The sequence below is a fragment of the Chlamydia ibidis 10-1398/6 genome (assembly GCF_000454725.1).
Taxonomy (GTDB): Bacteria; Chlamydiota; Chlamydiia; order Chlamydiales; family Chlamydiaceae; genus Chlamydia; species Chlamydia ibidis.
The window spans coordinates 155,853-177,258 of record NZ_APJW01000002.1; the positions used below are offsets into that span (position 1 = coordinate 155,853).

Below are 21,406 nucleotides of genomic sequence, written 5' to 3' on the forward strand. Positions count from 1 at the left end.
ATGCCGCCTTTAATAGAAGCTATAAACATATCGAAAAATGTTTCCCATTTAGGTAGAGAATTAGAAATACTTAAAAGTATAAGTATTAATCTATATCCGGGAGAAACAGTTGCAATTACAGGAGCTTCTGGCAACGGGAAGAGTACCTTGCTTCATCTTCTAGGATTGCTGGATGCCCCATCTTCTGGCAAACTGAATTTTCTAGGTAAACCTAGGGAATGCTATGATCTTGCAAGATTTAGGAACGAACACATTGGTTTCATCTTTCAGAATTTTTACTTACTGGATGATGATTCGGTGTTACACAATGTACTCATGCCTGCAAGTATTGCAAGAAAAGATACCCGCAAGGGATCATATGCATACGAAAGAGCTGAATATTTGATAAATCTTGTCGGACTGTCTCATAAAATTTATTCTCGTTGTAGTTATCTTTCAGGTGGCGAGAAACAAAGAACAGCAATTGCTAGGGCTTTAGTGAATAGCCCATCAATTTTGCTTGCAGATGAACCTTCAGGGAACCTTGATTTTGAAACATCTGAGTATATCCATAACCTACTGATTTCCCAAGCAAGTGATACATGCGGTGTCTTAATAGTTACTCATAATAAACAGCTAGCAAAACAATGTAGTCGCGAAGCCATATTACAAAACGGGTCACTGGTTTTCTAAAGCCTGCGATGTATATGTTTCCTTATAATATGGCTTAGAGTGCACTAAGAAATATTAGAGATCTTCTTCATTAGAGAGTATATTTATCTTATCATGGTACCTAGCGTACTTTTCAAGATACCGTGCTATCCTCTTTTCAGGATTTCTCACATTCTGTTTTAGCAAATTTTCTAAGCTGACCCCAGAAGAAAAAAGATCATCCCAGGTAGCTAAAGTAATTAAAGGTTCATATAAATAATGCTGTTCATCAGTGATTTCTCCAAGATATTGGACAGCAAATCTACGGATTCTTTGATTACCCCCGTCCAACAAATTCAGCCACCCCCAGTTTTTATCGTCAAGCATATGTATTAATGACAGTTGTGCCCATGATAATCCGTGTGCAAGCATTTCAGTTAGCGCTTGAGAACAGGCGTTTCTGATTTTCTCTGGAGTGGAAAAATGATCCGAAGAAGAAAAAGTATGACACTGTTTTTGACAGACATCTAGAATACGCTCCTTGACCGCATCAATTTCTGAATTCTCTAGTTTTTCAGAAGAATAATACGACTGTAGAATTGTAAAATCATCAGAAGTAATACTTTTAGCTAAGATTTTGTTTTCTAAACGAAATACGCTTGGGGTAATGCTTCTTGAAGCTGCACCCCCTAGACAATATGCTGTTACTTCTTTTCGCATACCAATAGGAGAGCTAAGACCTGTAATTTTCGGAGCAGATTCGACAAACTGTTTTAACCAGTAGATAGGACAAGATTTTAGTAAAATTGTATTCAAATCTTCTAAACATTCTCTGTCAAGTTTATCTAATAAGTTTTTAATGCCATAAGTTGACAGCTTTAACTTAATATCCTCAGAAAGGCGGCCTAGAGAACGATTAAACGCGGTTTCGCTGCGGTAATAGATATCCTCATTTCTCAACTCAATTTCGTTATTTAACAAAGGCAGAATCAAACGCAATTCTTCGACCGAAAGTTTGGCTTTCTCGATTAAATCTATGATGATTCTTGGGTAATGTTTTTTTAATATTTCTTTCAAATTTTGCGGAATATGAGTGCGAAGTAGATGAGGAATTCGTGACAGTAAAAAAAACATACAGCTAACAGAAAGCAATGCTCCTCCAAGTATCAATCCTGCATAGGAAGATAAAAGTATTGCGGGAATGATAGAGAGTAAGGAAGTAATGATAGCTAATATTAAGAAAATTAAAGCGCTATTTGCGCGATCTTTTAGACGTTTTTCAAAGGAATATAGTGGATGACAAGAGCAATCATTCTTAAAAAGAGAGTGAATAATGGTGATAGACATGAAAACCATGGTTAATGGGGGGATAGTATTACAAAGAGAGAAATTTCTTACCTAGATATAGCCTAGAAAGCAGAGGGTGTATGTTAAGTGGAAATGTTAACAATCTAAAGGCTTCTTAGTAAAAACTTTTTAACACCCCAAACATTGATGGGGATTACAAGTAATTGACTGGCAGTTTTATAATGTTATATTAGATTTTGCTAAGATATTGTGACAGCCCTGTTAGTATCGTTAGAGCGTCTTCTTGGATCTAGTAATTATCTTTTGAAATTGGTAATCCCAACTACTTCTGAAGCTTTTTATTTGGAAAAAAAATTGCACAAAATTATAATCCCTCTTCTGATAAGGCGGTTATATTATTATGGAAAAAAGAAAAGACACGAAAACAACCCTAGCTAAAGCTTCTGAAGTTAAAGATAAGTCTTGGTATGTTATTGATGCTGCGGGGAAGACTTTAGGCAGACTTTCTTCAGAGGTTGCGAAAATTTTAAGGGGTAAGCATAAAGTTACCTATACTCCTTATGTTCCCATGGGGGATGGGGTAGTCATAATTAATGCCGACAAGGTCCGTTTAACCGGAGCAAAAAAAGGGCAAAAAGTATACCGTTATTATACGGGGTACATTTCAGGAATGCGTGAAATTCCTTTTGAGAACATGATGGCTAGAAAGCCTACTTATATTATCGAACATGCGATTAAAGGCATGATGCCTAGGACGCGTTTAGGTAGACATCAGCTGAAGTCCTTAAGAATTTTAAAGGGTAATTCTTATAAGGAGTACGAATCTCAAAAGCCAATTTTGTTAGATATTTAAGATTGGAGTGAACTGTGGCGAAAAATACAGTGCAAGAGTCAGTGGCTACTGGAAGAAGAAAACAAGCGGTGTCTAGCGTACGTCTTCGTCCTGGAAGCGGAAAAATTGACGTTAATGGGAGGTCTTTTGAGGATTATTTTCCTTTAGAGATCCAAAGACTTACTATTTTATCTCCTTTAAAACTTATTGGCGATTTGAAAGACTATGATCTTATCATTCGAGTAAGTGGCGGGGGGATTCAGGGACAAGCTATTGCCACCCAGTTAGGGCTAGCTAGAGCGTTGTTAAAAGAGAATGTCGATTCTAAGCAAGAGTTGAAGAGTCGTGGCTTTTTGACGCGAGATCCAAGGAAGAAGGAACGTAAAAAATATGGACACAAGAAAGCTCGAAAGAGTTTCCAGTTCTCCAAACGTTAATTCTCGACACAAGAAGCCTTCTTTTAAAAGAAGGCTCTTCTTTTTTTAGGCACCCCATAACTGGCTATGTTCCATTTATTACCAAAATAGAACATATTTCCTGCGAATTCGCAATCAGCACCTATAATACTTTTAACTACGCGGCCTAGGCTCTGAACGGCGTGAACTATGCTCTTGCTTGATTGTTTGAGCATGACATGAGAAATTTGATCAGAGGTTCGGCTTTTCAGAAAGACAAGTCCTCCTAAGGGCAAATCATTGAAATTATCCATGAATAAGCAATCATGGTACTGATCTCTTGCGTTGCGGGGAATATTCATACCATGTGCTTGAAATAAAATATTAATAAATCCTGAACAATCTGTCCCGAGGTTTAAATTATCGTGAATACAACGGCCTCCCCATAGATAAGGTATCCCTAAAAATTTCTCGCTTGTTTTAATTAAGGAATGAAGGGAATTTTTTTGAGATGACAAGAAAGAATAGTGTCTGGGGTCGCAAAATGATTTTTTGTTGGAATTAGTGGGGAAAAGAGCAAGCATCTCTCGCGGTAAGGACACATGTCCTTGTTTATCGATAGTTAGCGGGGTGCCATAAGGAAGAGGTATTCCCCAAGGTTCCAAAATAGCATTAAAGGAATGGACAACAGCGTTTGGAATAAGAGGAGAAGATAAAATAGAAAAGGAAGAGTTTTCAGGAAATATATCAATGGGATAGGGCTGCCAAGTACCCCGGTTATAAGTCAGCTGAGAATATGCAAAGCATTTAGAAGTGCTACAAATTAAACGTTCTCCAAACAGTAATTGCGTCTCCAATTCCCCAGCAATAGAACGTAAGTCAACTACTGAAGAACTAAGATAATAGTAGGTCATTTCCCCTCGACGATATACATCTGCCTATCTGCGAAACTAAAACCTACATCTTGATACAATCTAAAATTTTTTGAAAGACTTCATCTACAGGGCCTGATGATGCAACCTTACATAGCTTATGATGCTGATCATAATAATCAATCACTGGCTCAGTTGATAATTTATAGATCTTAAGCCGCTCTCGAACGACTTCAGGATGATCATCAGAGCGCCGTACAAGTTTAACATTACATTGAGGACAATAAGACAGCCCTTGAGCTTCGCTGTATACGCGATTACAAGATGGGCAAACAAATCTTGAGCAGATTCTATGGAGAACCTCTTCTTCAGAAATTTCCAGTAAAATTGCAAGATAATTGGGAAACTTTGAAATCAAAAAACCATCTAGCAAAATAGCTTGATTCACAGTTCTAGGAAAACCGTCTAAAATGCAACCATTTAAGCAAGTTGGCTGGCTTAGTTTTTCCCTAACTAGTTCCCAGATGAGATTATCTGAAACAAAGGCTCCTTGGCTGACTAAGGACTCAACTTCCAATCCCAAAGGGGTCTTTTTTTGTACAGCCTCCCTTAGAATATCCCCAGAGCTTATATGGGGAATCCCACATTTTTTCGCCAATTTTTGTGATTGTGTTCCTTTCCCAGATCCTGGTGCACCAATGATAATGTAAAAATTTGGTCGTTTTCCCATAGTAAACTCGTTGAAAAGAGCAAGGATAAGTCAAACTAGATTTTTTTTGTATCTAATGATTAATAATAAAGGTGGAAAGAATTCATTTTGAGTAGAGTAATTGAAAAAAACATGCAATTTTGATAGCTTCTAAGATTTTATTTACAAAATTCTAAGATTTATGTCTTATCCAATAGTTAGCGAATCGAATAGCCAGATTTTTGCTTCTTTAAACTCACTTACTAGTGAGTGTAATACGATTTCTTTTGGCATTGTCAGAGTACCTCGAGGGATTTTGTCTAGACCGCTTGAGCGTATGGGGACTTCTGGTGGAGACATCTTTAGTCTGGTAGTTCTTGCAAACTCAGATAGGATAACTTTAGAAAGTGGTTTACGCAACAGCGAGGTAAAATCTGTATTAATGTGTCACGATATCTCCTGTTGTCGACCCATAAGTAATTCTATACAATGGCTAGATTCTCATAGAAGAGGTCTTTTATCTAATCTTGTTTACAGCATTGTAAGTATTTTAAATGCCACTCTAGGTAGAATGCTTGATGGAGCCATAACCGCCGCGTTACTTTTTTTTAAGTGGGTGAGTTTGTCTTGTAAAGAAGCTGCTACCATTCGCGAAACACGCACGCATCCTAATTTGACATCAACAATTTCTGATGCCTTGATTAGCTCGGCTTCAGCATGTTATCATGCTAAAAAAGCTTGCTGTACCCTGATAGTTACAAAAATTATTACTTTTGTAGCAGGATTATTTGCTACGTTATGTACATATTACCTGGCTTTTGATATTCACGCCTTATCTCATTGTCTCTGTACATTTGGTATTAATGGATTATTTGGAGCATATTTAGGCAACTTAATACTTAGTATTGTCCTGTTTTTATTTTATATACGCTGGGTACAGCATATGCGTGAAATAATAGATGAAAAAAGAGAGTCCGCAGCGCTATCCATACACCGTTCATTGCTTTCTCTTTCCATTAGTAGAATGTTTGAAATGTCGGGGGAGAATACTGTTGAAAGAACTAGCTCTATGGTTCATAGATCCTATTTATCTCCTTACGGTTCTCTTATTCAATCAGCAGGTGTAAGGAGTTCACCCCCGTCTTGTTTACCTAGTTTCGAGGATAATTCTCTTCCACCATCTTATGAGGAAGCTACGCGACATTCTCCTACTTATAATAATGACCCACCTCCTCCATATTCTGAACTCCCTTAGTAAAGATCTTTTCAATTAGTATTCTAATTGTAATTAAGCTGTTTTTTCTTAAGGGGATAAGATTTTATTTATAGAGCGTGTTATTTTATTTATTTATGTTAATTTAATCTTTTGTTAAAATTTCTTTTCTTTATATGTTTTTATTTGTAGGAATATGACAAAGTTTATTTCGGATTTTTCTCCTGTTGGGGAGACACGTTCGTGTTTAAGGGATCTCACTCTTACTGAGATGTCGGACGGTTTTATTGTTTTCTCAAAGGAATCGGGGATTCCCTCCTTTCTTCGAGGATCTCCGGTAACCGTATCTCAAATTGCCTCTTTAGCCATGTCTACGCGTCCCGATGTTTTGACCTCGTCTTCAGGGAGTGCAGAGCCCCAGCTATTGGCGGCATCTCTTGAAGGGGTTACGCGTTGTTCTGAGGTTTTGTCTTGGAGTCATTGTATTCTTCGTTTATCTGGCGTATTGAAAGATCGTGACGAGTCTGCTTTTGCCAGTGTTGTATTGGGGATGTTATCCGGCTTTGCCGCTTTAATTTTAGGAACAACTGTAGGATATTCTATTTTCTCTGCTTGTAAGATTCACAAAGCTTCACGAAAAATTGCGTCATTAAATTCCTTGATATCAGATATTTCTGGAAAAATTATGCAGACGGAGGGTAAAGATCGAGAGTCTTTGGCAACTAAACTTTACTTAACTTTCGCAATGGACGCAGCTCGTAATACGATATCTGCTTATCAGAAGTATCGAGCGTCATATATATACATGTTTGCTGTGAATATTTTGGCAACTTTAGCTCTGTTTACCCTTGTTGCTGGTATTGTTTTGGCTGTTGTTGCTTCCCCGCTTCTCACTATACCGATGATATGTTGTCTGGGCATTGGTAGTGGAGTTTTGTGTGTTTCTATCGTTGGTATCATGCTAAGTTCAGTTCGAGAAGCACAACAGAAAAGGCTATGTGCTTTTGACGTACAGAGGTCCACGTTAAGTCTAATGTTGAGTGAATGGTTTAATAGGAGATCGGGTAGTTCTGAGATTATTAGGTGTAAAGAACTTTCCGAAGTATCAAGATCGATTCTCTATGGGTACGGAGACTTCTTTTCTAGAGAGGAGAAGAACGCTCTATTAAGTTTTATTGACTCCTTTTCTGATCATCCTGGTGTTTTTTCCCCACCACCTCCTTCTGGTCAACCCACCATTCCTACCGCGCCACCTTTAGTAGAGGTAAACTCTACGTTTTCGGGTTACCCTCCTCCACCTCCCTATACTCCTTAGCAACGCAGAGCATTTTGCTCTGCCGAGAAAATAAGGAATGAAGCTTCGGTTTTGCTTGGGGGGACTACGGTTATTTGGATGCTAGATGGTTGTTTAGTTAAGTTTCGTACCTATATTACGTCTAGCTTATGTATGGAGGGGATTTTATCAAAATCTTCACTATTGTAAGTGTCCGGAGCTAGTATCCAAAAAAGAGGACTTGCCTGAGTACCTAACAGTTCAATGGGGTATAGCTCCCTAGTTTTATCCAAAGCCAAGAACAATGCTTTAACAATCTCTCTTTTGTTTTCTCCTTTTAAGTAAACAACACGGTGCTTACTTCGAGCAACTATAGGAAGAGTAAGCGTCATTCTTTCCACGCCCAATTGGAGAACAGGATTCATTACTACCCAGGATATCTCCTCTTTGAGAGCAGGTGTATTAGGAAATAAAGACAAGGTATGACCGTCTTCTCCTACTCCTAACATAATCATGTCAAAAGAGGCATCGGGGACCACGTTTTTTATCGTATCTTGATAATCTGTTGCTCCAAAAGGTATTTCTGTTTTCATTCTAAAAATATTCTCTTCAGGGATCTGAAGATCTTTTAAAATGGCCATCGCTAGTCCATAATTACTGTCCGTAGAAGTAACAGGAACACTTCTCTCATCACCCCAAAATAAGAAAATTTTCTTAGCATCAATGATAGTATCTTGACGAGCAACAATCCGCCTAAATATTTCGAGGGGAGTACTTCCTCCAGATAATGCTACATAAAAACCATCATGATCCCTGATTGCTTTATTGGCAGTAGCAATCCAATCCTTGACAGCTACATCAAAAAATAAATCAGACGATTTTGTTAAAAGAAGCTTGTTACTTGAATTAAAGTTAATAAGTGTAGCCATGACTAAATCAATAAGTTACAATGGTCGCCAGACCCTGCCGTCTTGTGCTAGAAGTTGATTTGCAAGTTCAGGACCGGATGACCCAGCAGCATAATTAGGAAAATTTACCTTCTCAAAATCATGGGCCCATTCTTCTAAGATAGTAGTGAATAGTTTCCAAGAGGCCATGACTTCGTCATTGGAAGTGAATAAAATTCTATCTCCTAAAATGCAGTCACATAATAGCCTTTCATAAGCCTCTGGAGTTGTCGTTTTAAAATAATCGTCGTAACGAAAATCCATTTTTACTGGACGCACAATTTTGTTGGTGCCGGGAACCTTACAATTAAACTGGAGAGCGACTCCCTCATCAGGCTGAATTCGGATAATCAATAAATCATTCTCCATTGGACACATGCGGCAAACTTCTGAAGCAAATAGATTATAATAAGGCTTCTTAAAGATAATAGAAATGTCAGTTGAACGTTTCGCTAGACGTTTACCAGCTCTCAAATAAAAGGGAACTCCTAGCCATCTAGGATTGTCTATAAACATCCTAAGAGCTGCGTATGTCTCTGTATTAGAAGTTGGAGAAACATTTTCTTCTTCACGATATCCAAGAACAGATACTCCTTGAACCTCTCCTGGGCCATATTGTCCACGTACCACATCTTTATTTGTAAAAGGACGAATCTTGTTCAAAATTTTAATTTTTTCTTTTTTAATTTCCTCTGAATTAAATGCAGCCGGGGGTTCCATAGTTAATAAGCACAACAGCTGCATCATATGGTTTTGCACCATATCCCTAAGTGTTCCAGATTTCTCGAAAAAATTTCCTCTACTTCCAATACCGATAGATTCGCTTACACTAATTTGAACATGGTCTATATATTGAGAATTCCAACAAGATTCAAACAAAGTATTAGCAAAACGGATCGTCAATATATTTTGGACGGTCTCTTTTCCTAGATAGTGATCAATACGATAAACAGATTCCTCATCTAGGTTATCATCAATGTATTTTTGTAAGTTTTTAGCAGTTTGTAAATCAACGCCAAACGGTTTTTCAATAATCACCCGCGACCAAGGTCTTCCTTCGCCTTGATTATGGTAGAAAAGCCCATATCTATTGAGATTTTGAATTATTTCTGGAAAATAATCTGGTGGAGTAGACAAATAAAAAAGCCGATTACCTTTAGTGCCATATTCCTTATCAATTTGCTCCAGGTGTGCCTTTAAGGATATATAACCATCGGCAGAAGAGAAATTCGATTGATGATAAAAAATCCTACTTTCAAAATCTTCCCAGACACGGATATCTAATTCTTGGCTGTGTGAGAATGTCTTCACAGCTTGTTTCATTTCGTCACGAAACTGCTGATTACTTTTATCTCGGCGCGCAAAGCCCACACAGACAAACTCTTTAGAAAGGCGTCCTTCTTTTGTAAGATGGTACAGAGCAGGCAGTAACTTGCGTGCTGTTAGATCACCAGTAGCTCCAAAAATCACGATCGCACAGGGAGGACAAGAAACCGAAGATGATACTGAAGGACCATCATGTGTACAATTTGTCGTTCTCATCATAAAATTAGACCTTGGGATTTTTATAACCCTCGCTATTAAGTAGAACTCTTAACTATGGAAGACTCAACTGCATTCATATGGAGTCATCTAAGTCTGCATAAACTGGATAGAATATAGCTACTAACGAATTTTCTGTCGCTAAGTTATAAAAACTCTTAGTGAGAAAAATAGACTTTTAAGAAGAACAACAAAAAATTATTATTGAGACAAGCTTTCTAAGAAGCTCGTAAGTATCAAAGTAGCGGCTAAAGAATCAGTCTTTCCTTTTCGTTTTTTTCTGTTCAACTCACAATCATTTTTTAACATTCGTTCTGCCTGTGCTGATGATAGTCGTTCATCCCATAAAATAATTTCGACTCCCGAAATCTCTCTGATTAAAGAGGCAAGCATAACAATTTCTTCTTGCAAGGGAGATAGATAACCTTTTCTCATAGGAAGGGGATTTCCAAGAACTACACATGTAATACATCTATCTCGAACCACTTTACAAATACTTTTAGCAGTATCAACTAACTCTTTATGACTTTCAATAGTCCCTATGGGCAGGCTAATTAGAAGAGGGGAGGATGCATAGGCCAAGCCTATGCGTTTTTTTCCATAATCCACGGCAAGATAGGATTTAAACATAGGCTCGCTTCCTAGAGTGTTCCAAAGCAGCCTCTATAAATTTTATAAATAGTGGATGAGGGGCAATAAGTTTTGAAAGAAATTCAGGGTGAAATTGCACTCCTATCATCCAAGGATGATCCTTAATTTCAACTATTTCGCAAAGATCACGGTTAGGGGAAGTTCCGACAATGCATAACCCATGTTTCCTAAGATCCTCTAAATAATTAGAATTCACTTCGTAACGATGTCTGTGACGCTCAGAAATTTTCTCCTGTTTATAGGCTTGAAACACTTTGCTATCTGGATCTAATTCACATACGTATGTTCCTAGGCGCATCGTTCCTCCAGTTGCCACTAAAGAATCTTGACCTTCCATAGTCCAAACCAAGGGGAAAGGGGTGTCTGGATCCATTTCTGTAGAATTAGCTGTTGGTAAACGCAATACATGGCGTGCGTATTCAACAACCATAACTTGCATACCTAAACAAATTCCGAAATAAGGTAACTGCGTCTCTCGACAGAATTGTGCTGCTGTAATTTTGCCCTCCCAACCACGAGAGCCAAAGCCACCAGGAACCAGGCAACCGTCGCATTGTTCTAACGCTGTAGAGAGATTTGGATCTTCAGAATCTATCGGCAAAATATCTACATCACAATGTAAGCTAAGCCCTGCATGTGTAATCGCTTCAAATATGGATTTGTATGCATCCTTATGCTGTATATATTTACCAACTAAACCTATGCGCACCTTATTTTTCATAGGTGACTGGAATCGTGCGACTAACTCTTCCCAATCATTTAGATCAGCAACCTGCGTTGAAAGATTTAGTTTTTTTGCAATAAAGGAGGATATATTTTCTTTGGCAAGTACCAAAGGCATTTCATAGATTGAGTGTTTGAGATCGATAATGTTAAAGACAGCTTCACAAGGTACGTGACAAAAAAGACTAATCTTTTTCTTTATGTCATCTCCTAATGGGGTTTCGGACCGGCAAATCACTGCATCTGGTATAATGCCAATACTACGGAGACATTGAACAGAATGCTGTGTCGGTTTTGTTTTAACTTCACCTGCTGCCTTTAGGTAAGGAACGTACGTAATATGGATATTCAGACAATCATTAGGATGTTCGTATCTGAATTGCCTGATAGCTTCTAGGAAAGGTAAAGATTCAATATCTCCAACGGTACCACCAATTTCAACCACAATCACATCAGGCTGACTATCCTGAGCACATTCTAAGATCACCTGAATGATCTCGTTAGTAATATGAGGAACGACTTGAACAGTGCTACCTAGGTAAAATCCATCCCGCTCTTTCTTTATTACCCGGGCATAAATTTGCCCCGATGTTGCGGTGGAATACTTAGACAGTTTAGCTGAAGAAAATCTATGGTAATGTCCGAGATCTAAATCAGTTTCTACACCATCATCGGTGACGTAAACTTCACCATGTTCAAAAGGATTCATGGTCCCAGGATCTATATTAAGATATGGGTCCAATTTTAGCATGGCAACCTTAAGACCTTGACGCTCCAATAACAAAGCTAGAGAAGCTGCAGTTAATCCTTTGCCTAAAGAGGAGACAACCCCTCCTGTTAGAAAGATGCATTTGAAAAGCATGTCAAATATTCTTCCACTTTATTTATATCTTCAGGGTAATCTACCGAAGGACTTTTTTCATTCACAAGACATACATGAATGGAGCCTCCATGCTCTAATATACGCAACTGCTCTAGGTCCTCGGCTTGACTTAAGTTCGTGGGAACGCTCTCAATATAGTTGAAAAGAGCATTTCTTCTAAATGCATAAACGCCGATATGGAGATAAAAAGGGCTCTCTTTTTTTAAAACATAAGGGATAGGACTACGACTAAAGTACAATGCTTTGCCCTGCCGATCAAAAACACACTTGACTTTTTTTTCTGTTAAGATTTCTTGAGGATCTGTTGTAACCGCAATAGGGGTGGCTATTTGAACATAGGGATCACTATCTAGTTTATTTAAGAGGGTTTCTATTACTATGGGTGATAAGCAAGGTTCATCCCCTTGAACATTTACAATTACCTCAGCTTCTGGGAAATAACGAGAAATTGTTTCTCCTACACGTTCTGAACCATTTAAGCAGTTTGGGTCCGTCATAACACAAACTCCCCCGAAACCTTCTACATGTTCTAATATGCGTTCGTCTTCTGTTGCGACAACAACTAAGTCTAAAGAAGATGCGCGTCTGGCATTCTCGTAAGATCTCTGTATCAAAGATTTACCTAAAATTTTTGCCAAAGGTTTGCCTGGGAAACGTGAGCTATTCCAGCGAGCTGGTAGAACTGCCACTCTTTTATGTTTAAATCTTTGTGTCGACATTAGTTGTAGCCTTTACTACTAGAATAACATTTTCCTAGCAGCGGATTATCAACAAGAATTTTATATAAAGACAAGAGTTTTATTGTTTTTGCCCTCAGAAAGCTTTTTTTGTTTATAATAAAAATACCGAAGAAAGATATTATTAAATTAATAAATATGATTTGTTTTTGTTTTTGTTATGCTTTCAAGAATAAGTAAGCTCTTATTAACCGCTTTAATATCTCTTCAATTTTTCACAGGAGATTTGAGCGCAGAAGAAACTGGGACAGGGTTCTTTTCTAAGGTTAGGAACTGGTTTGGGAAGAAAGAGGGCAAGGAAGAAGAGCTAGTTATCTCTAAGATAAAGGATAGCCTGAACTGGAAACGTTACGACTATACTCAGACTTGCGGATTTTCTGCTGCATTTCCGGGTGACCCAGACCACTCTGGACAAATTATAGAGGTGCCACAATCTGAGCTTACTATACGCTATGATACATACATTACAGAGACCCCACACGATAGTACTGTATATGTAGTCTCTGTATGGGAGTATCCTGAAAAGGTAGACATTAGTCGACCAGAACTAAATCTACAAGAAGGATTTTCTGGAATGTTACAAGCATTACCTGAGTCTCAGGTCTTATTCATGCAAGCGACAGAAAAACAGGGGCACAAAGCGTTAGAATTTTGGATAGCTTGCGACGATATCTATTTTCGAGGCATGCTGATATCAGTAAACCACACTTTGTACCAAGTGTTTATGGTCTATAAGAATAAAGATCCTAAGGCACTGAATAAAGAATATGAAACGTTTACAGACTCTTTTAAGGTTACCAAGGTCAGAGAGTCCAGGATGATAGATCTAAAAAAAAGAGTCAATCTGTAACTAACATCTGTATTTGACCACGTCTTCCCTTATCATCTAGTACTTATAACATGTTCTTAGATAAGCTCTTTTAATCGGCTGATAGGAACAGAAAATCTTAATATTCTGAAATCTTTAGTTGTAGATAAATCTATCCCTAAGTAAGATAACAGCTTCTTTCTCTTTTGAAGGAGTTGCAGACGGGGACTTAGCTTAGTTGGTAGAGCGTCTGATTTGCATTCAGAAGGTCAGGAGTTCGAATCTCCTAGTCTCCATTTGTTTTCTGCGGTTATAGCTCAGTTGGTTAGAGCGCGACACTGATAATGTCGAGGTCCCAAGTTCAAGTCTTGGTAACCGCAAGTCGTACTCTGCTTTTTTTCTTTCAGAAGCAGGTTTCTTTTATGTTAGAAGTATCCTCTCTGTTTTATTCCTATTCCGGTCAGGAAGTTTTTGTTCGGTCCTCTATTTGTGCTTATCCTGGAGAAATTACGGTGCTTTTAGGGCCTTCTGGGGTCGGTAAAACCACTTTGTTTCGTTTGATTTGTGGATTTATCTTTCCTGATAAGGGTAAAATAACATGGCAGGGGCATCCAGTCTCTCCTTTAAATGTTGCTTATATGAGTCAAAAAGACTCTCTTTTGCCTTGGCGGACTGTTTGGAAAAATTTGTTGCTTAGTACAGAGTTGGGGGATAAATTTTCTAAAATGAAAACTACAGACCCACGTTTAGAACATGTGGTCAGTAGTTTTCAATTAACCAATCTTCTGGAACGTTATCCTGATGAAATTTCTGAAGGTCAAAGACAGCGAGTGTCTTTAGCTATCCAATGTCTTTCCACTAAGCCTATACTACTACTCGACGAACCTTTTTCTTCATTAGACGTAATGACAAAAGAGCTGCTGTATAGCGATATTCTTCTACTAGCAAAGAGAGAGAAGAAAACTGTTATGCTTGTGACTCATGATTTTCGTGATGTTGCTTTTTTAGGGGATAGGTTCTATGTGATTAAAAATCGAAATATTATACCGTTGGAAATTACAAGTTCACTGCGTGAAGCCGATAATTCATCTGCCTTAATTGCTTATTTAAAAGACTATTTTTCTCATGACTTTGCCCATTCTTAATTCTGGCATTTCCAATTTAGCAAAAGATAGTATATTAACATCTCAGGATAAAGTGTCGTTATACCTCTCTATCTCTTCTCATCATTGGTATGGAGTGCCTTTAGCAATAATTTCTTTTCTTTTGTTCTTAATTTCTTTAGTAGGATTGATTACAGGGTTTGCTTATATAAATTTAGCACCTCAACATGTTTGCCTTTTTTATGAAGCTATCTTGCCATTCATACTCCCATCTGTATGTGCTGTTATTTTTCTTGTTATCCCTATGGGCATTTGCTCAGCTCGTCACAATACTCAAATTATTGAGAAACACAAAAAGTTAGCTCGAGACAACTATCTGGCAATCCGTCGTTTTTGTGAGACTAATTCTCATAAAATAAGTAAACATTCTGTAGTAAAGTTTATTGAGGATTTTGTTTTACTGAAGGAATATCCTAAGTTATTTTCTCAATCAACACTATCCCATACTCGGAAAGCAATTCCTAAGAAACAATCTCCTGAGTCGTTTATTCATGATTCTTTGATTAGAGAAGCAATTGAATCTGCCTTTGATCGAGTATTTATGAGTGACCGAGAAAGAAGAGAAGAGGATCAAAAAGAAAGTTTAGCAAGTAAAAAAACTGGCACACCCAGTGCTTATTCCGGTTCTGCCGATAATTTATTACTTAGATAACCTATTTTTTTTGCGGAGAAATTTTTCCTATCGACAGGAAGACCAAAGCAATGCCCGTAAATATCGTCGGTATTAGCATGGGAGCGTGTAGAGGGAGGTGAAAGACGACAGGGGACAGCAGTATCGCAATAGAAAAAATTAAACACAACCACCGAAAATGTCTTAAGCTTTCGGCAAATGAAATTATTGATAAAACAATAATAAACCAACCGCATATATTGATATAACTTCTAGCCCCATTGCTAAGAGCCATACCATAATTCATCTTTACAAATGTAAACGTGAGAACGATAGCCGCTAAACGATGTAGGGGAAATGAAATACCTCGAAATGCTTGTTGACAAGCTTTACCAAACGGTAAGACTGTACGTTCTTCCCAAAATAGGGAATCCCTATAATACTCCGAACCCAGTAAAGCGGTTTTTAGAAGATTCTTTTTGTCTTTAGAAAATTGCGCTAAATACTTACTAGTCGCCAATATTTCGTCGTATGCAAATACCACAGCAAATGCTGGTTCCACTGCTAAACATAAACAGATCCAGCAATCAAAGCGTATGTCACCTTGGATGATTGACCATAACGAGGATATAACCACTACAATTAGGGCGCAAGCCGTAGCTAGCACGATTTTGGGTCTAGTATGCCAACGACGTTCTCCGCCAGATAACGCTAATACAACTAGTATTGAATAGGTAATCATCATCACTGTGTAAATCTGATTATCACAATCAAATTTTTCGGAAGATATCCCTAATAAAGAGGCTGTAAGATATCGAGATTGCAACCATCCTAGTAAGCTTAGAAATAAAACAGCAGCACGCCTTCCGCCAGCAGAGGGATTATAGGCTATTCCTTCTGGCAACGTAGGCCCTACTTCTAGAGCATCAGGTCGAGTTGGTGGTATGCAAACAAGAGCAAGAATTGCAAAACCTAATAAAGTGTCGTTAGCGAAAACTAGAGATGATCTTTCGGGATAACAAGCAAACCAAGTAACCCATATACCTATAAAAACCCCAACCCACAATACAGCGCGAACTCTAAAAGAAAGTATTGCTAAAAATATAAGTAAGCTTCCGCAGATGCGCTCTGATAGAATAACTTGAGTATCTTGATAATCTAATGTTATAGGAGTGAATATTAATAGCAATCCTAGAAAGGCAGGAAGAATACTCAGTTTAAAAAAACGGTAACGAAAATGTTTATAGATATTCTCTACAGTCTCCTTATCCATGAAGAATTATAACCTTCCCGTAAACCTAGTTTTGATAAAACTATCAATAATAGAATAAAAAGAATTTTACCATTATTTTAGGTAGTTTCTTTTCTAAGGATTAGGAACAAAAATGTGTGTCAAGGACTTAAAAAATAGTTTTTATTTTTATTCTTTTGTTTTATTTCATAGTGTGAAGTGTCTTAAGATAAAGAGAAGCCGAATTGAATAAAAAAATCCTTGTTGTTGTTACGGCACTGTTTTTCTTGTCTTGCTTTGGATTTATGTGTTATCGAAAGAGAACTAGCTTACCTTCCAAAGCGCATATACCTGTGAACGCTAAGAATTTTCCTACTATAGGTAATCCTTATGCTCCCATCAATATAACTGTATTTGAAGAGCCTTCTTGCTTGGCTTGTGCAGAATTTTCTACTGAAGTATTCCCAAAGTTAAAAGAACGTTATGTGGATACTGGAGAAGTGTCTTTCACATTGATCCCTGTTTGTTTTATCCGTGGTTCTATGCCTGCAGCACAAGCGCTTCTATGTGTCTATTATCATAATCCCAAGCAAGTCGATGCAAATGCTTATATAGAATATTTTCATAGAATTTTGACATATCCCAAACAGAAAGGGGCGAGATGGGCTACAAATGATGTTTTGGTAAAACTTACAGAAGGTTTAACCACAAATTCTGGAAGGAGTATAAATCCGAAAGGATTAGTGCAGTGCATTGCCTCAAATATTTATGCTGAGCAAATTAAGAAAAATAATGTTTATGGATCTCAAGTTATGGGAGGACAATTAGCTACTCCAACAGCTGTAGTCGGAGACTACTTAATAGAAGACCCTACCTTCGATGAGCTTGAACGCGTCATTAAACAACTTCAATACTTACAAGCTATAGAGGAAAAAAATGATTAGGTTTCTAAGAAATTATGCACTCTATTTTGCTTGGTTAATATCTTGCATGGGCACATTGATCAGTGTTTATTATAGCTATTTTCTAAACATAGAGCCTTGTGTTTTATGTCATTACCAGAGAATATGTTTGTTCCCAATGACTATAATTTTAGGGATAGCAGCTTATCTTCAGCAAGATTCCATAAAAATTTATGTTCTCCCTCTCTCCATTATGGGAATGTTAATAGCTACTTATCAAGTGTGTATTCAGGAGATAGCTGGGCTAAGTATTGATATTTGTGGTAAAGTATCTTGTACAGCGAAGTTATTCATTTTTAGCTTTGTGACCATTCCCATGGCGTCAGCCGTAGCATTTTGTGCTATCTCTTCTTTATTGATTCTTTCTAGAGAGATAAAAAGCTGTTAATAATATTTGGAAGGTCTTGCTCTTACTAAGATATTAGAAGGTATGCTTATGAAGATAGTGTAGAATAAGCTATAAACCACTTTCAGTGCCACAACAATAAGCCCCAAGCCTATTGTCTCTAAGACTCCAGATATTGTATGCATGACAACGTCAAAAATATGATCTTCAGGATCCTTAGTGGACCACACACTTTGCAATTTAATAATTCCTAAGATATTGCCTATAACAGGTAAACAACGTAAACAGTCATTTAATCCGCGGCGATCTGAAAATATGTTCCAATCTTCGTGAGCAGAAAAAAGCGTATATTCGTTTCTAACATATCCCAAAAGATGAGGATGTGTTATCCCACGTTCTGCTAAATTGTTTGCAAATTCTTGATTGCTTGAATAGATGTTAATAGAGCACATTTCCGAATCTCCGACTACTTGACCTGTTGATTTATTCAGATCTTGTCTTCTAAAATTTTTTGCCTTAAATCTTGCATAAACTGCTGCATATAATGGAGATTATGAATAGACGCCCAAATTACAGCATTAGGTTCGGATGCTTTGAACAAATGCCGTAAATAAGCTCTAGATATTTTAGAAGAGCAAGTTAGACACGTGCAAGAGTTATCTATTGGACTTAAATCATTGGCATATATGCGGTTTTCTATTTTAATTGGCCCTTGAGAGGATAATATTAGCCCATGCCGAGCTGCTTTTGTAGGATAGGAACTGTCAAAGGAATCGATACCAAAACTTATGGTAGAACGAATAGAGGGAAGATCACCAATTCCCAGAAGATGTACAGGACGTTCCCAAGTAAGGTGTGATGTCGTGACATTAACCACATCTATTAATTCTTTAATATTTCTTCCCAGACTGCCTCCAATAGCAAACCCATCAAAAGGATTATCCTCTACAAATTGACAACCTATTTTCCTTTGTTCAGGATCTATGCCACCGTGAATTACCCCGTACATTGATTGGTACCCAGGATTTCGTTTATGGTAATCGAGGGACCGCTTTTCCCAAATATAAGTTCTAGAACAAGAATCTAAAAAATATTTTTTTTCCGTATGAAATGGTAATAATTCATCAAGAGGGATGATAATATCGGCACCTAAATTCTTTTGTGCTTCAATAGAAACCTCAGGAGATAGAAATAACTTCCTACCGTCGCGATAGGACTTAAACCAGACTCCGTCATCAGTGATTTTTAAAATAGATGATGTTCCTTTTTTTTCCCCTGACTCTTGATTTCTTCGACTACAGATCCATAAGCAAGGCTAAAAATCTGAAACCCACCTGAATCTGTGATAATAGGAGCATTGCGATTGATAAACTTATGTATCCCGCCTAGTTGTGCAATTGCCTCTGTACCTGGGTGTATAATTAGGTGATAAGTATTGCAAAATATTAAAGGAATCTTTGCATGATCAATCACACCTTTTAATGCACCGTTGGTCGCTACGGGGACAAACGCTGGGGTATCAATAACCCCATGTGCTGTTTCTATTTGTCCAACACGAGCACGAGAAATTTTGGACTTATGAATAACGCGAAATTTTAATGACACAAAAATCTCAAATTATTTTTTCAGAAAATGATAACAAAGAAAAGATTTTAGCAACAGATATAAAACAACTTAGCTCCCGATTAAGAAAATAATATAAACTAACCTAGTTGTTAATAACTTTATATTGTTGTTTTAGAAATCTAACAACAAACATTGTGGGAATAGAAATAATTATAATTGCAATTTTAGTTATTAAAGAAAAGATAATTACATCAGACAAGCAAGAAGCTATACCATACAAGCCAAGAAACGAAAATAATAGTGTATCAATTACTTGAGAGACTATCATTGATATTGCAGAACGCACACCGAACGCCCTATTTTTAAAGAATTTTTTAAGATAAACAAAAAAGGCAAGGTCAATTAGTTGTACTAGAGCAATAGTTACTAAAGAGGCTAAAACTAACCGTAGAGTTGGAGAAAACAGAGATAAAAAATGTACTTGCGTACAGTCATTAAAAGAAGGGGATAGAGCAAGATGCAAATATGTAAGTAAAAGGAACCCTAAATTGATAAACCAAGAGCCCATAATTGCATCATTGACTAGTTTTTTTCCGTAAATTTCTCTAGCATAGTTCAAACAGGTTAGCATGCCTATCATATAAACATCACCTGAAGTCACTTCAAAATTGAATAGATGTATTTGTTTCAAAACAAAAACATTCATAACTACAGTTAGCAGCCCAAGCCAACCGGTTAGCCACCCTATACCCCTAATAGCACTAACTAATCCTAAACTAATTACAATTATAGCTTGCGAGACAAAGATAAGTTCATTTTGCCACATATCGTTTACTCATACACATAATCCAATCACGGTTATACCATTTTACAAATGAATTACTATCAAGCAAGAGAACTCTGAGATTAGTTCATTATATAAAATTAGGTTCTTAAGTATCGTCAAAATTTAAACGATTACTATGTGAGTAGAGAAACACAACATTGTAAAACTAAGGAGCAGGCCAAATAAGTCATTAGGTATATCAGTTGATTCAGAAAATAATACAAAATTTTAGCCAATAAGATAATAGCTCCAAAACCTAATAGTTCGCCCAAACCGATTATAGTATGGTAGGTAACAAGTAGCCTGGTATCTAAAAACATCCTATGAGAATGCACACTTTTTAATCTTAAATAACCGCATATATTGCCTAGAAACGGTAGAGCAGCTAGTACACTTTGTGTTATTGAGAGTTCTAAGTCCATATCCTGACTTATAGATCGCAAAGATGTATCGTACCTTGCTTGTGTATGGTCATCTAAAAATGACCAACAGGTATCTTTAATGGACGACATGATTTTTTCCTTTTTTTAATTAAGCTACGCTCAAAGGTAAGTTATTTAATTTTGTTTATTTCCTAAATTCTCAAAAAACCTTTAAGATTTGATAAGAACAAACCCACCATAGGCTCCAATAAATATCAGGAGTTAATTATCTTAAGAAAGCAGGCGGGATCATACCTAAAGATATATTTGATATTAAAAAAATATTTTGACACAATCGTTCCCGATCAAAAAGTTGGGGAATGAATATGTCTGCGCATACAAATCCTGTACAACGTTCTTTGTCTGTACATAATTCCTCACTGTCCTTGCTAACTGGTTGTCAAGCTCTGGAAAGCTCTGGAAAAAATTTTTACAAGTTATTTTTACATACGATAACTATTGTGTTGGGGATAGCTACCATAATTTCTATTTTTACTGTTCTGTTCTTTTTAAATGGACTATGTATGCTAGACACGACTAGTATAATGCTTTCATCCATCCTTATAGTACTAGGAGTAGTTTTCGTAAGCCTTGGCACAGTTTCTCTGGTTAAAACGGTAGATCAAGGACTATCTGGCACATTAAAAAAACATCTCCTGGAAAAAAATAAAGAGATATCTAGATTGCAAAAGTTAATCGATAGTCGAAACACACAAGAAATTGGAAAAAATTCCAGAAGCAAAGCAGTGTTGTCTAAAAAGTGTTATAAGCGTTGAAC

The 21,406-nt window shown here is 37.2% G+C and carries 23 protein-coding genes, 2 tRNA genes and 1 pseudogene; 13 read left to right on the forward strand and 13 right to left on the reverse strand.

Going from position 1 to position 21,406, the window contains the following annotated elements:
- Positions 1 to 672, forward strand: a complete 672-nt coding sequence (locus tag H359_RS02765; protein ID WP_021119552.1) for an ABC transporter ATP-binding protein — start codon at positions 1 to 3, stop codon at positions 670 to 672.
- A gap of 54 nt (positions 673 to 726) precedes the next feature.
- Here H359_RS02765 and H359_RS02770 read toward each other — a convergent pair whose 3' ends face one another.
- Positions 727 to 1,977 carry a DUF1389 domain-containing protein gene (locus tag H359_RS02770; protein WP_020370154.1) on the reverse strand — a complete coding sequence of 417 codons (1,251 nt, stop codon included), beginning with the start codon at positions 1,975 to 1,977 and terminating at the stop codon, positions 727 to 729.
- 361 nt (positions 1,978 to 2,338) lie between these two features.
- Between H359_RS02770 and rplM the strand changes: the two genes are divergently transcribed.
- Together rplM and rpsI are read left to right on the forward strand one after the other, a co-directional pair.
- Positions 2,339 to 2,791 carry a 50S ribosomal protein L13 gene (gene rplM / locus H359_RS02775; RefSeq protein ID WP_020370155.1) on the forward strand — a complete coding sequence of 151 codons (453 nt, stop codon included), beginning with the start codon at positions 2,339 to 2,341 and terminating at the stop codon, positions 2,789 to 2,791.
- Positions 2,792 to 2,805: 14 nt separating this feature from the next.
- Positions 2,806 to 3,207 carry a 30S ribosomal protein S9 gene (gene rpsI, locus H359_RS02780; protein ID WP_020370156.1) on the forward strand — a complete coding sequence of 134 codons (402 nt, stop codon included), beginning with the start codon at positions 2,806 to 2,808 and terminating at the stop codon, positions 3,205 to 3,207.
- Between the two features lie 23 nt (positions 3,208 to 3,230).
- Here rpsI and H359_RS02785 read toward each other — a convergent pair whose 3' ends face one another.
- Positions 3,231 to 4,079 (reverse strand): C40 family peptidase, encoded by an 849-nt coding sequence (locus H359_RS02785; RefSeq protein WP_020370157.1) that lies wholly within the window; start codon positions 4,077 to 4,079, stop codon positions 3,231 to 3,233.
- Positions 4,080 to 4,122: 43 nt separating this feature from the next.
- Positions 4,123 to 4,767, reverse strand: a complete 645-nt coding sequence (locus tag H359_RS02790) for an adenylate kinase (protein WP_020370158.1) — start codon at positions 4,765 to 4,767, stop codon at positions 4,123 to 4,125.
- A gap of 160 nt (positions 4,768 to 4,927) precedes the next feature.
- Between H359_RS02790 and garD (H359_RS02795) the strand changes: the two genes are divergently transcribed.
- Together garD (H359_RS02795) and garD (H359_RS02800) are read left to right on the forward strand one after the other, a co-directional pair.
- Positions 4,928 to 5,980 carry an inclusion membrane protein GarD gene (gene garD / locus H359_RS02795; RefSeq protein ID WP_021119572.1) on the forward strand — a complete coding sequence of 351 codons (1,053 nt, stop codon included), beginning with the start codon at positions 4,928 to 4,930 and terminating at the stop codon, positions 5,978 to 5,980.
- Between the two features lie 154 nt (positions 5,981 to 6,134).
- Positions 6,135 to 7,253 carry an inclusion membrane protein GarD gene (gene garD, locus H359_RS02800; RefSeq protein ID WP_020370161.1) on the forward strand — a complete coding sequence of 373 codons (1,119 nt, stop codon included), beginning with the start codon at positions 6,135 to 6,137 and terminating at the stop codon, positions 7,251 to 7,253.
- Between the two features lie 110 nt (positions 7,254 to 7,363).
- On the opposite strand, the gene pgl is transcribed toward garD (H359_RS02800), so the two are convergent.
- The 5 genes from pgl to kdsB all read right to left on the reverse strand — a co-directional run bounded on the left by pgl (position 7,364) and on the right by kdsB (position 12,676).
- Positions 7,364 to 8,140, reverse strand: coding sequence for a 6-phosphogluconolactonase (gene pgl / locus H359_RS02805; protein ID WP_020370162.1), 777 nt, complete (start codon positions 8,138 to 8,140; stop codon positions 7,364 to 7,366).
- Positions 8,141 to 8,155: 15 nt separating this feature from the next.
- The gene (gene zwf / locus H359_RS02810; RefSeq protein ID WP_020370163.1) at positions 8,156 to 9,700 is read right to left on the reverse strand and encodes a glucose-6-phosphate dehydrogenase; all 1,545 of its coding nucleotides are present in this window, start codon (positions 9,698 to 9,700) and stop codon (positions 8,156 to 8,158) included.
- Between the two features lie 201 nt (positions 9,701 to 9,901).
- Positions 9,902 to 10,330: a Holliday junction resolvase RuvX gene (gene ruvX / locus H359_RS02815; protein ID WP_020370164.1), complete on the reverse strand. Its 429-nt coding sequence runs from the start codon at positions 10,328 to 10,330 to the stop codon at positions 9,902 to 9,904.
- Positions 10,323 to 11,936, reverse strand: a complete 1,614-nt coding sequence (locus H359_RS02820; protein WP_020370165.1) for a CTP synthase — start codon at positions 11,934 to 11,936, stop codon at positions 10,323 to 10,325. Before H359_RS02820 ends, ruvX begins: the two co-directional genes overlap by 8 nt.
- Positions 11,912 to 12,676, reverse strand: a complete 765-nt coding sequence (gene kdsB / locus H359_RS02825; RefSeq protein WP_020370166.1) for a 3-deoxy-manno-octulosonate cytidylyltransferase — start codon at positions 12,674 to 12,676, stop codon at positions 11,912 to 11,914. The genes H359_RS02820 and kdsB overlap by 25 nt, the downstream gene beginning before the upstream one ends.
- Before the next feature lie 178 nt (positions 12,677 to 12,854).
- Here kdsB and H359_RS02830 point away from each other — a divergent pair, with 178 nt between their 5' ends.
- From H359_RS02830 to H359_RS02850, 5 genes are all read left to right on the forward strand, one after another.
- Positions 12,855 to 13,544 (forward strand): hypothetical protein, encoded by a 690-nt coding sequence (locus tag H359_RS02830; protein WP_021119550.1) that lies wholly within the window; start codon positions 12,855 to 12,857, stop codon positions 13,542 to 13,544.
- Positions 13,545 to 13,725: 181 nt separating this feature from the next.
- Positions 13,726 to 13,798: transfer RNA gene (locus H359_RS02835), tRNA-Ala, on the forward strand.
- A gap of 10 nt (positions 13,799 to 13,808) precedes the next feature.
- A tRNA-Ile gene (locus tag H359_RS02840) sits at positions 13,809 to 13,882 on the forward strand.
- A 42-nt stretch (positions 13,883 to 13,924) separates the two neighbouring features.
- A complete protein-coding gene (locus tag H359_RS02845; RefSeq protein WP_020370168.1) occupies positions 13,925 to 14,647 on the forward strand; it encodes an ABC transporter ATP-binding protein in 723 nt (240 codons plus the stop codon).
- On the forward strand, positions 14,628 to 15,317 hold the full coding sequence (locus H359_RS02850; RefSeq protein ID WP_020370169.1) for a hypothetical protein: 690 nt from the start codon (positions 14,628 to 14,630) through the stop codon (positions 15,315 to 15,317). Before H359_RS02845 ends, H359_RS02850 begins: the two co-directional genes overlap by 20 nt.
- A 1-nt stretch (position 15,318) precedes the next feature.
- Here H359_RS02850 and H359_RS02855 read toward each other — a convergent pair whose 3' ends face one another.
- Positions 15,319 to 16,548, reverse strand: coding sequence for a membrane protein (locus tag H359_RS02855; protein WP_020370170.1), 1,230 nt, complete (start codon positions 16,546 to 16,548; stop codon positions 15,319 to 15,321).
- A gap of 263 nt (positions 16,549 to 16,811) precedes the next feature.
- Here H359_RS02855 and H359_RS02860 point away from each other — a divergent pair, with 263 nt between their 5' ends.
- Both H359_RS02860 and H359_RS02865 read left to right on the forward strand, forming a co-directional pair.
- Positions 16,812 to 17,450 (forward strand): thioredoxin domain-containing protein, encoded by a 639-nt coding sequence (locus tag H359_RS02860; protein WP_202897956.1) that lies wholly within the window; start codon positions 16,812 to 16,814, stop codon positions 17,448 to 17,450.
- On the forward strand, positions 17,443 to 17,856 hold the full coding sequence (locus H359_RS02865; RefSeq protein WP_020370172.1) for a disulfide bond formation protein B: 414 nt from the start codon (positions 17,443 to 17,445) through the stop codon (positions 17,854 to 17,856). Before H359_RS02860 ends, H359_RS02865 begins: the two co-directional genes overlap by 8 nt.
- Here the strand turns inward: H359_RS02865 and H359_RS02870 are convergent.
- The 4 genes and pseudogenes from H359_RS02870 to H359_RS05005 form a co-directional block, all read right to left on the reverse strand.
- Positions 17,853 to 18,266 carry a hypothetical protein gene (locus H359_RS02870; RefSeq protein ID WP_020370173.1) on the reverse strand — a complete coding sequence of 138 codons (414 nt, stop codon included), beginning with the start codon at positions 18,264 to 18,266 and terminating at the stop codon, positions 17,853 to 17,855. The genes H359_RS02865 and H359_RS02870 overlap by 4 nt on opposite strands.
- 35 nt (positions 18,267 to 18,301) lie before the next feature.
- Positions 18,302 to 19,419 (reverse strand): annotated as a pseudogene (tgt, locus tag H359_RS02875) (tRNA guanosine(34) transglycosylase Tgt).
- Between the two features lie 103 nt (positions 19,420 to 19,522).
- Positions 19,523 to 20,206 carry a queuosine precursor transporter gene (locus H359_RS02880; protein ID WP_020370175.1) on the reverse strand — a complete coding sequence of 228 codons (684 nt, stop codon included), beginning with the start codon at positions 20,204 to 20,206 and terminating at the stop codon, positions 19,523 to 19,525.
- 134 nt (positions 20,207 to 20,340) lie between these two features.
- Complete coding sequence (locus tag H359_RS05005) at positions 20,341 to 20,718, reverse strand: hypothetical protein (RefSeq protein ID WP_020370176.1); 378 nt, start codon at positions 20,716 to 20,718, stop codon at positions 20,341 to 20,343.
- Positions 20,719 to 20,954: 236 nt separating this feature from the next.
- On the opposite strand from H359_RS05005, the gene H359_RS02890 reads away from it, so the two are divergent.
- Positions 20,955 to 21,404 (forward strand): hypothetical protein, encoded by a 450-nt coding sequence (locus H359_RS02890; protein WP_020370177.1) that lies wholly within the window; start codon positions 20,955 to 20,957, stop codon positions 21,402 to 21,404.
- The last annotated feature ends 2 nt before the right edge of the window (positions 21,405 to 21,406 follow it).

Bases quoted from the DNA above. Each gene is read 5' to 3' on its own strand.
- H359_RS02860 (WP_202897956.1), top strand. From the start codon at position 16,812: ATGTGTTATCGAAAGAGAACTAGCTTACCTTCCAAAGCGCATATACCT.
- zwf (WP_020370163.1), bottom strand. From the start codon at position 9,700: ATGAGAACGACAAATTGTACACATGATGGTCCTTCAGTATCATCTTCG.
- H359_RS02850 (WP_020370169.1), top strand. From the start codon at position 14,628: ATGACTTTGCCCATTCTTAATTCTGGCATTTCCAATTTAGCAAAAGAT.
- H359_RS02865 (WP_020370172.1), top strand. From the start codon at position 17,443: ATGATTAGGTTTCTAAGAAATTATGCACTCTATTTTGCTTGGTTAATA.
- garD (WP_020370161.1), top strand. From the start codon at position 6,135: ATGACAAAGTTTATTTCGGATTTTTCTCCTGTTGGGGAGACACGTTCG.
- H359_RS02790 (WP_020370158.1), bottom strand. From the start codon at position 4,767: ATGGGAAAACGACCAAATTTTTACATTATCATTGGTGCACCAGGATCT.
- H359_RS02785 (WP_020370157.1), bottom strand. From the start codon at position 4,079: ATGACCTACTATTATCTTAGTTCTTCAGTAGTTGACTTACGTTCTATT.
- pgl (WP_020370162.1), bottom strand. From the start codon at position 8,140: ATGGCTACACTTATTAACTTTAATTCAAGTAACAAGCTTCTTTTAACA.
- H359_RS02770 (WP_020370154.1), bottom strand. From the start codon at position 1,977: ATGTCTATCACCATTATTCACTCTCTTTTTAAGAATGATTGCTCTTGT.
- H359_RS02845 (WP_020370168.1), top strand. From the start codon at position 13,925: ATGTTAGAAGTATCCTCTCTGTTTTATTCCTATTCCGGTCAGGAAGTT.
- H359_RS02855 (WP_020370170.1), bottom strand. From the start codon at position 16,548: ATGGATAAGGAGACTGTAGAGAATATCTATAAACATTTTCGTTACCGT.
- H359_RS02820 (WP_020370165.1), bottom strand. From the start codon at position 11,936: ATGCTTTTCAAATGCATCTTTCTAACAGGAGGGGTTGTCTCCTCTTTA.
- H359_RS02880 (WP_020370175.1), bottom strand. From the start codon at position 20,206: ATGTGGCAAAATGAACTTATCTTTGTCTCGCAAGCTATAATTGTAATT.
- rplM (WP_020370155.1), top strand. From the start codon at position 2,339: ATGGAAAAAAGAAAAGACACGAAAACAACCCTAGCTAAAGCTTCTGAA.
- kdsB (WP_020370166.1), bottom strand. From the start codon at position 12,676: ATGTCGACACAAAGATTTAAACATAAAAGAGTGGCAGTTCTACCAGCT.
- H359_RS05005 (WP_020370176.1), bottom strand. From the start codon at position 20,718: ATGTCGTCCATTAAAGATACCTGTTGGTCATTTTTAGATGACCATACA.
- H359_RS02870 (WP_020370173.1), bottom strand. From the start codon at position 18,266: ATGTGCTCTATTAACATCTATTCAAGCAATCAAGAATTTGCAAACAAT.
- H359_RS02890 (WP_020370177.1), top strand. From the start codon at position 20,955: ATGTCTGCGCATACAAATCCTGTACAACGTTCTTTGTCTGTACATAAT.
- H359_RS02765 (WP_021119552.1), top strand. From the start codon at position 1: ATGCCGCCTTTAATAGAAGCTATAAACATATCGAAAAATGTTTCCCAT.
- ruvX (WP_020370164.1), bottom strand. From the start codon at position 10,330: ATGTTTAAATCCTATCTTGCCGTGGATTATGGAAAAAAACGCATAGGC.
- garD (WP_021119572.1), top strand. From the start codon at position 4,928: ATGTCTTATCCAATAGTTAGCGAATCGAATAGCCAGATTTTTGCTTCT.
- H359_RS02830 (WP_021119550.1), top strand. From the start codon at position 12,855: ATGCTTTCAAGAATAAGTAAGCTCTTATTAACCGCTTTAATATCTCTT.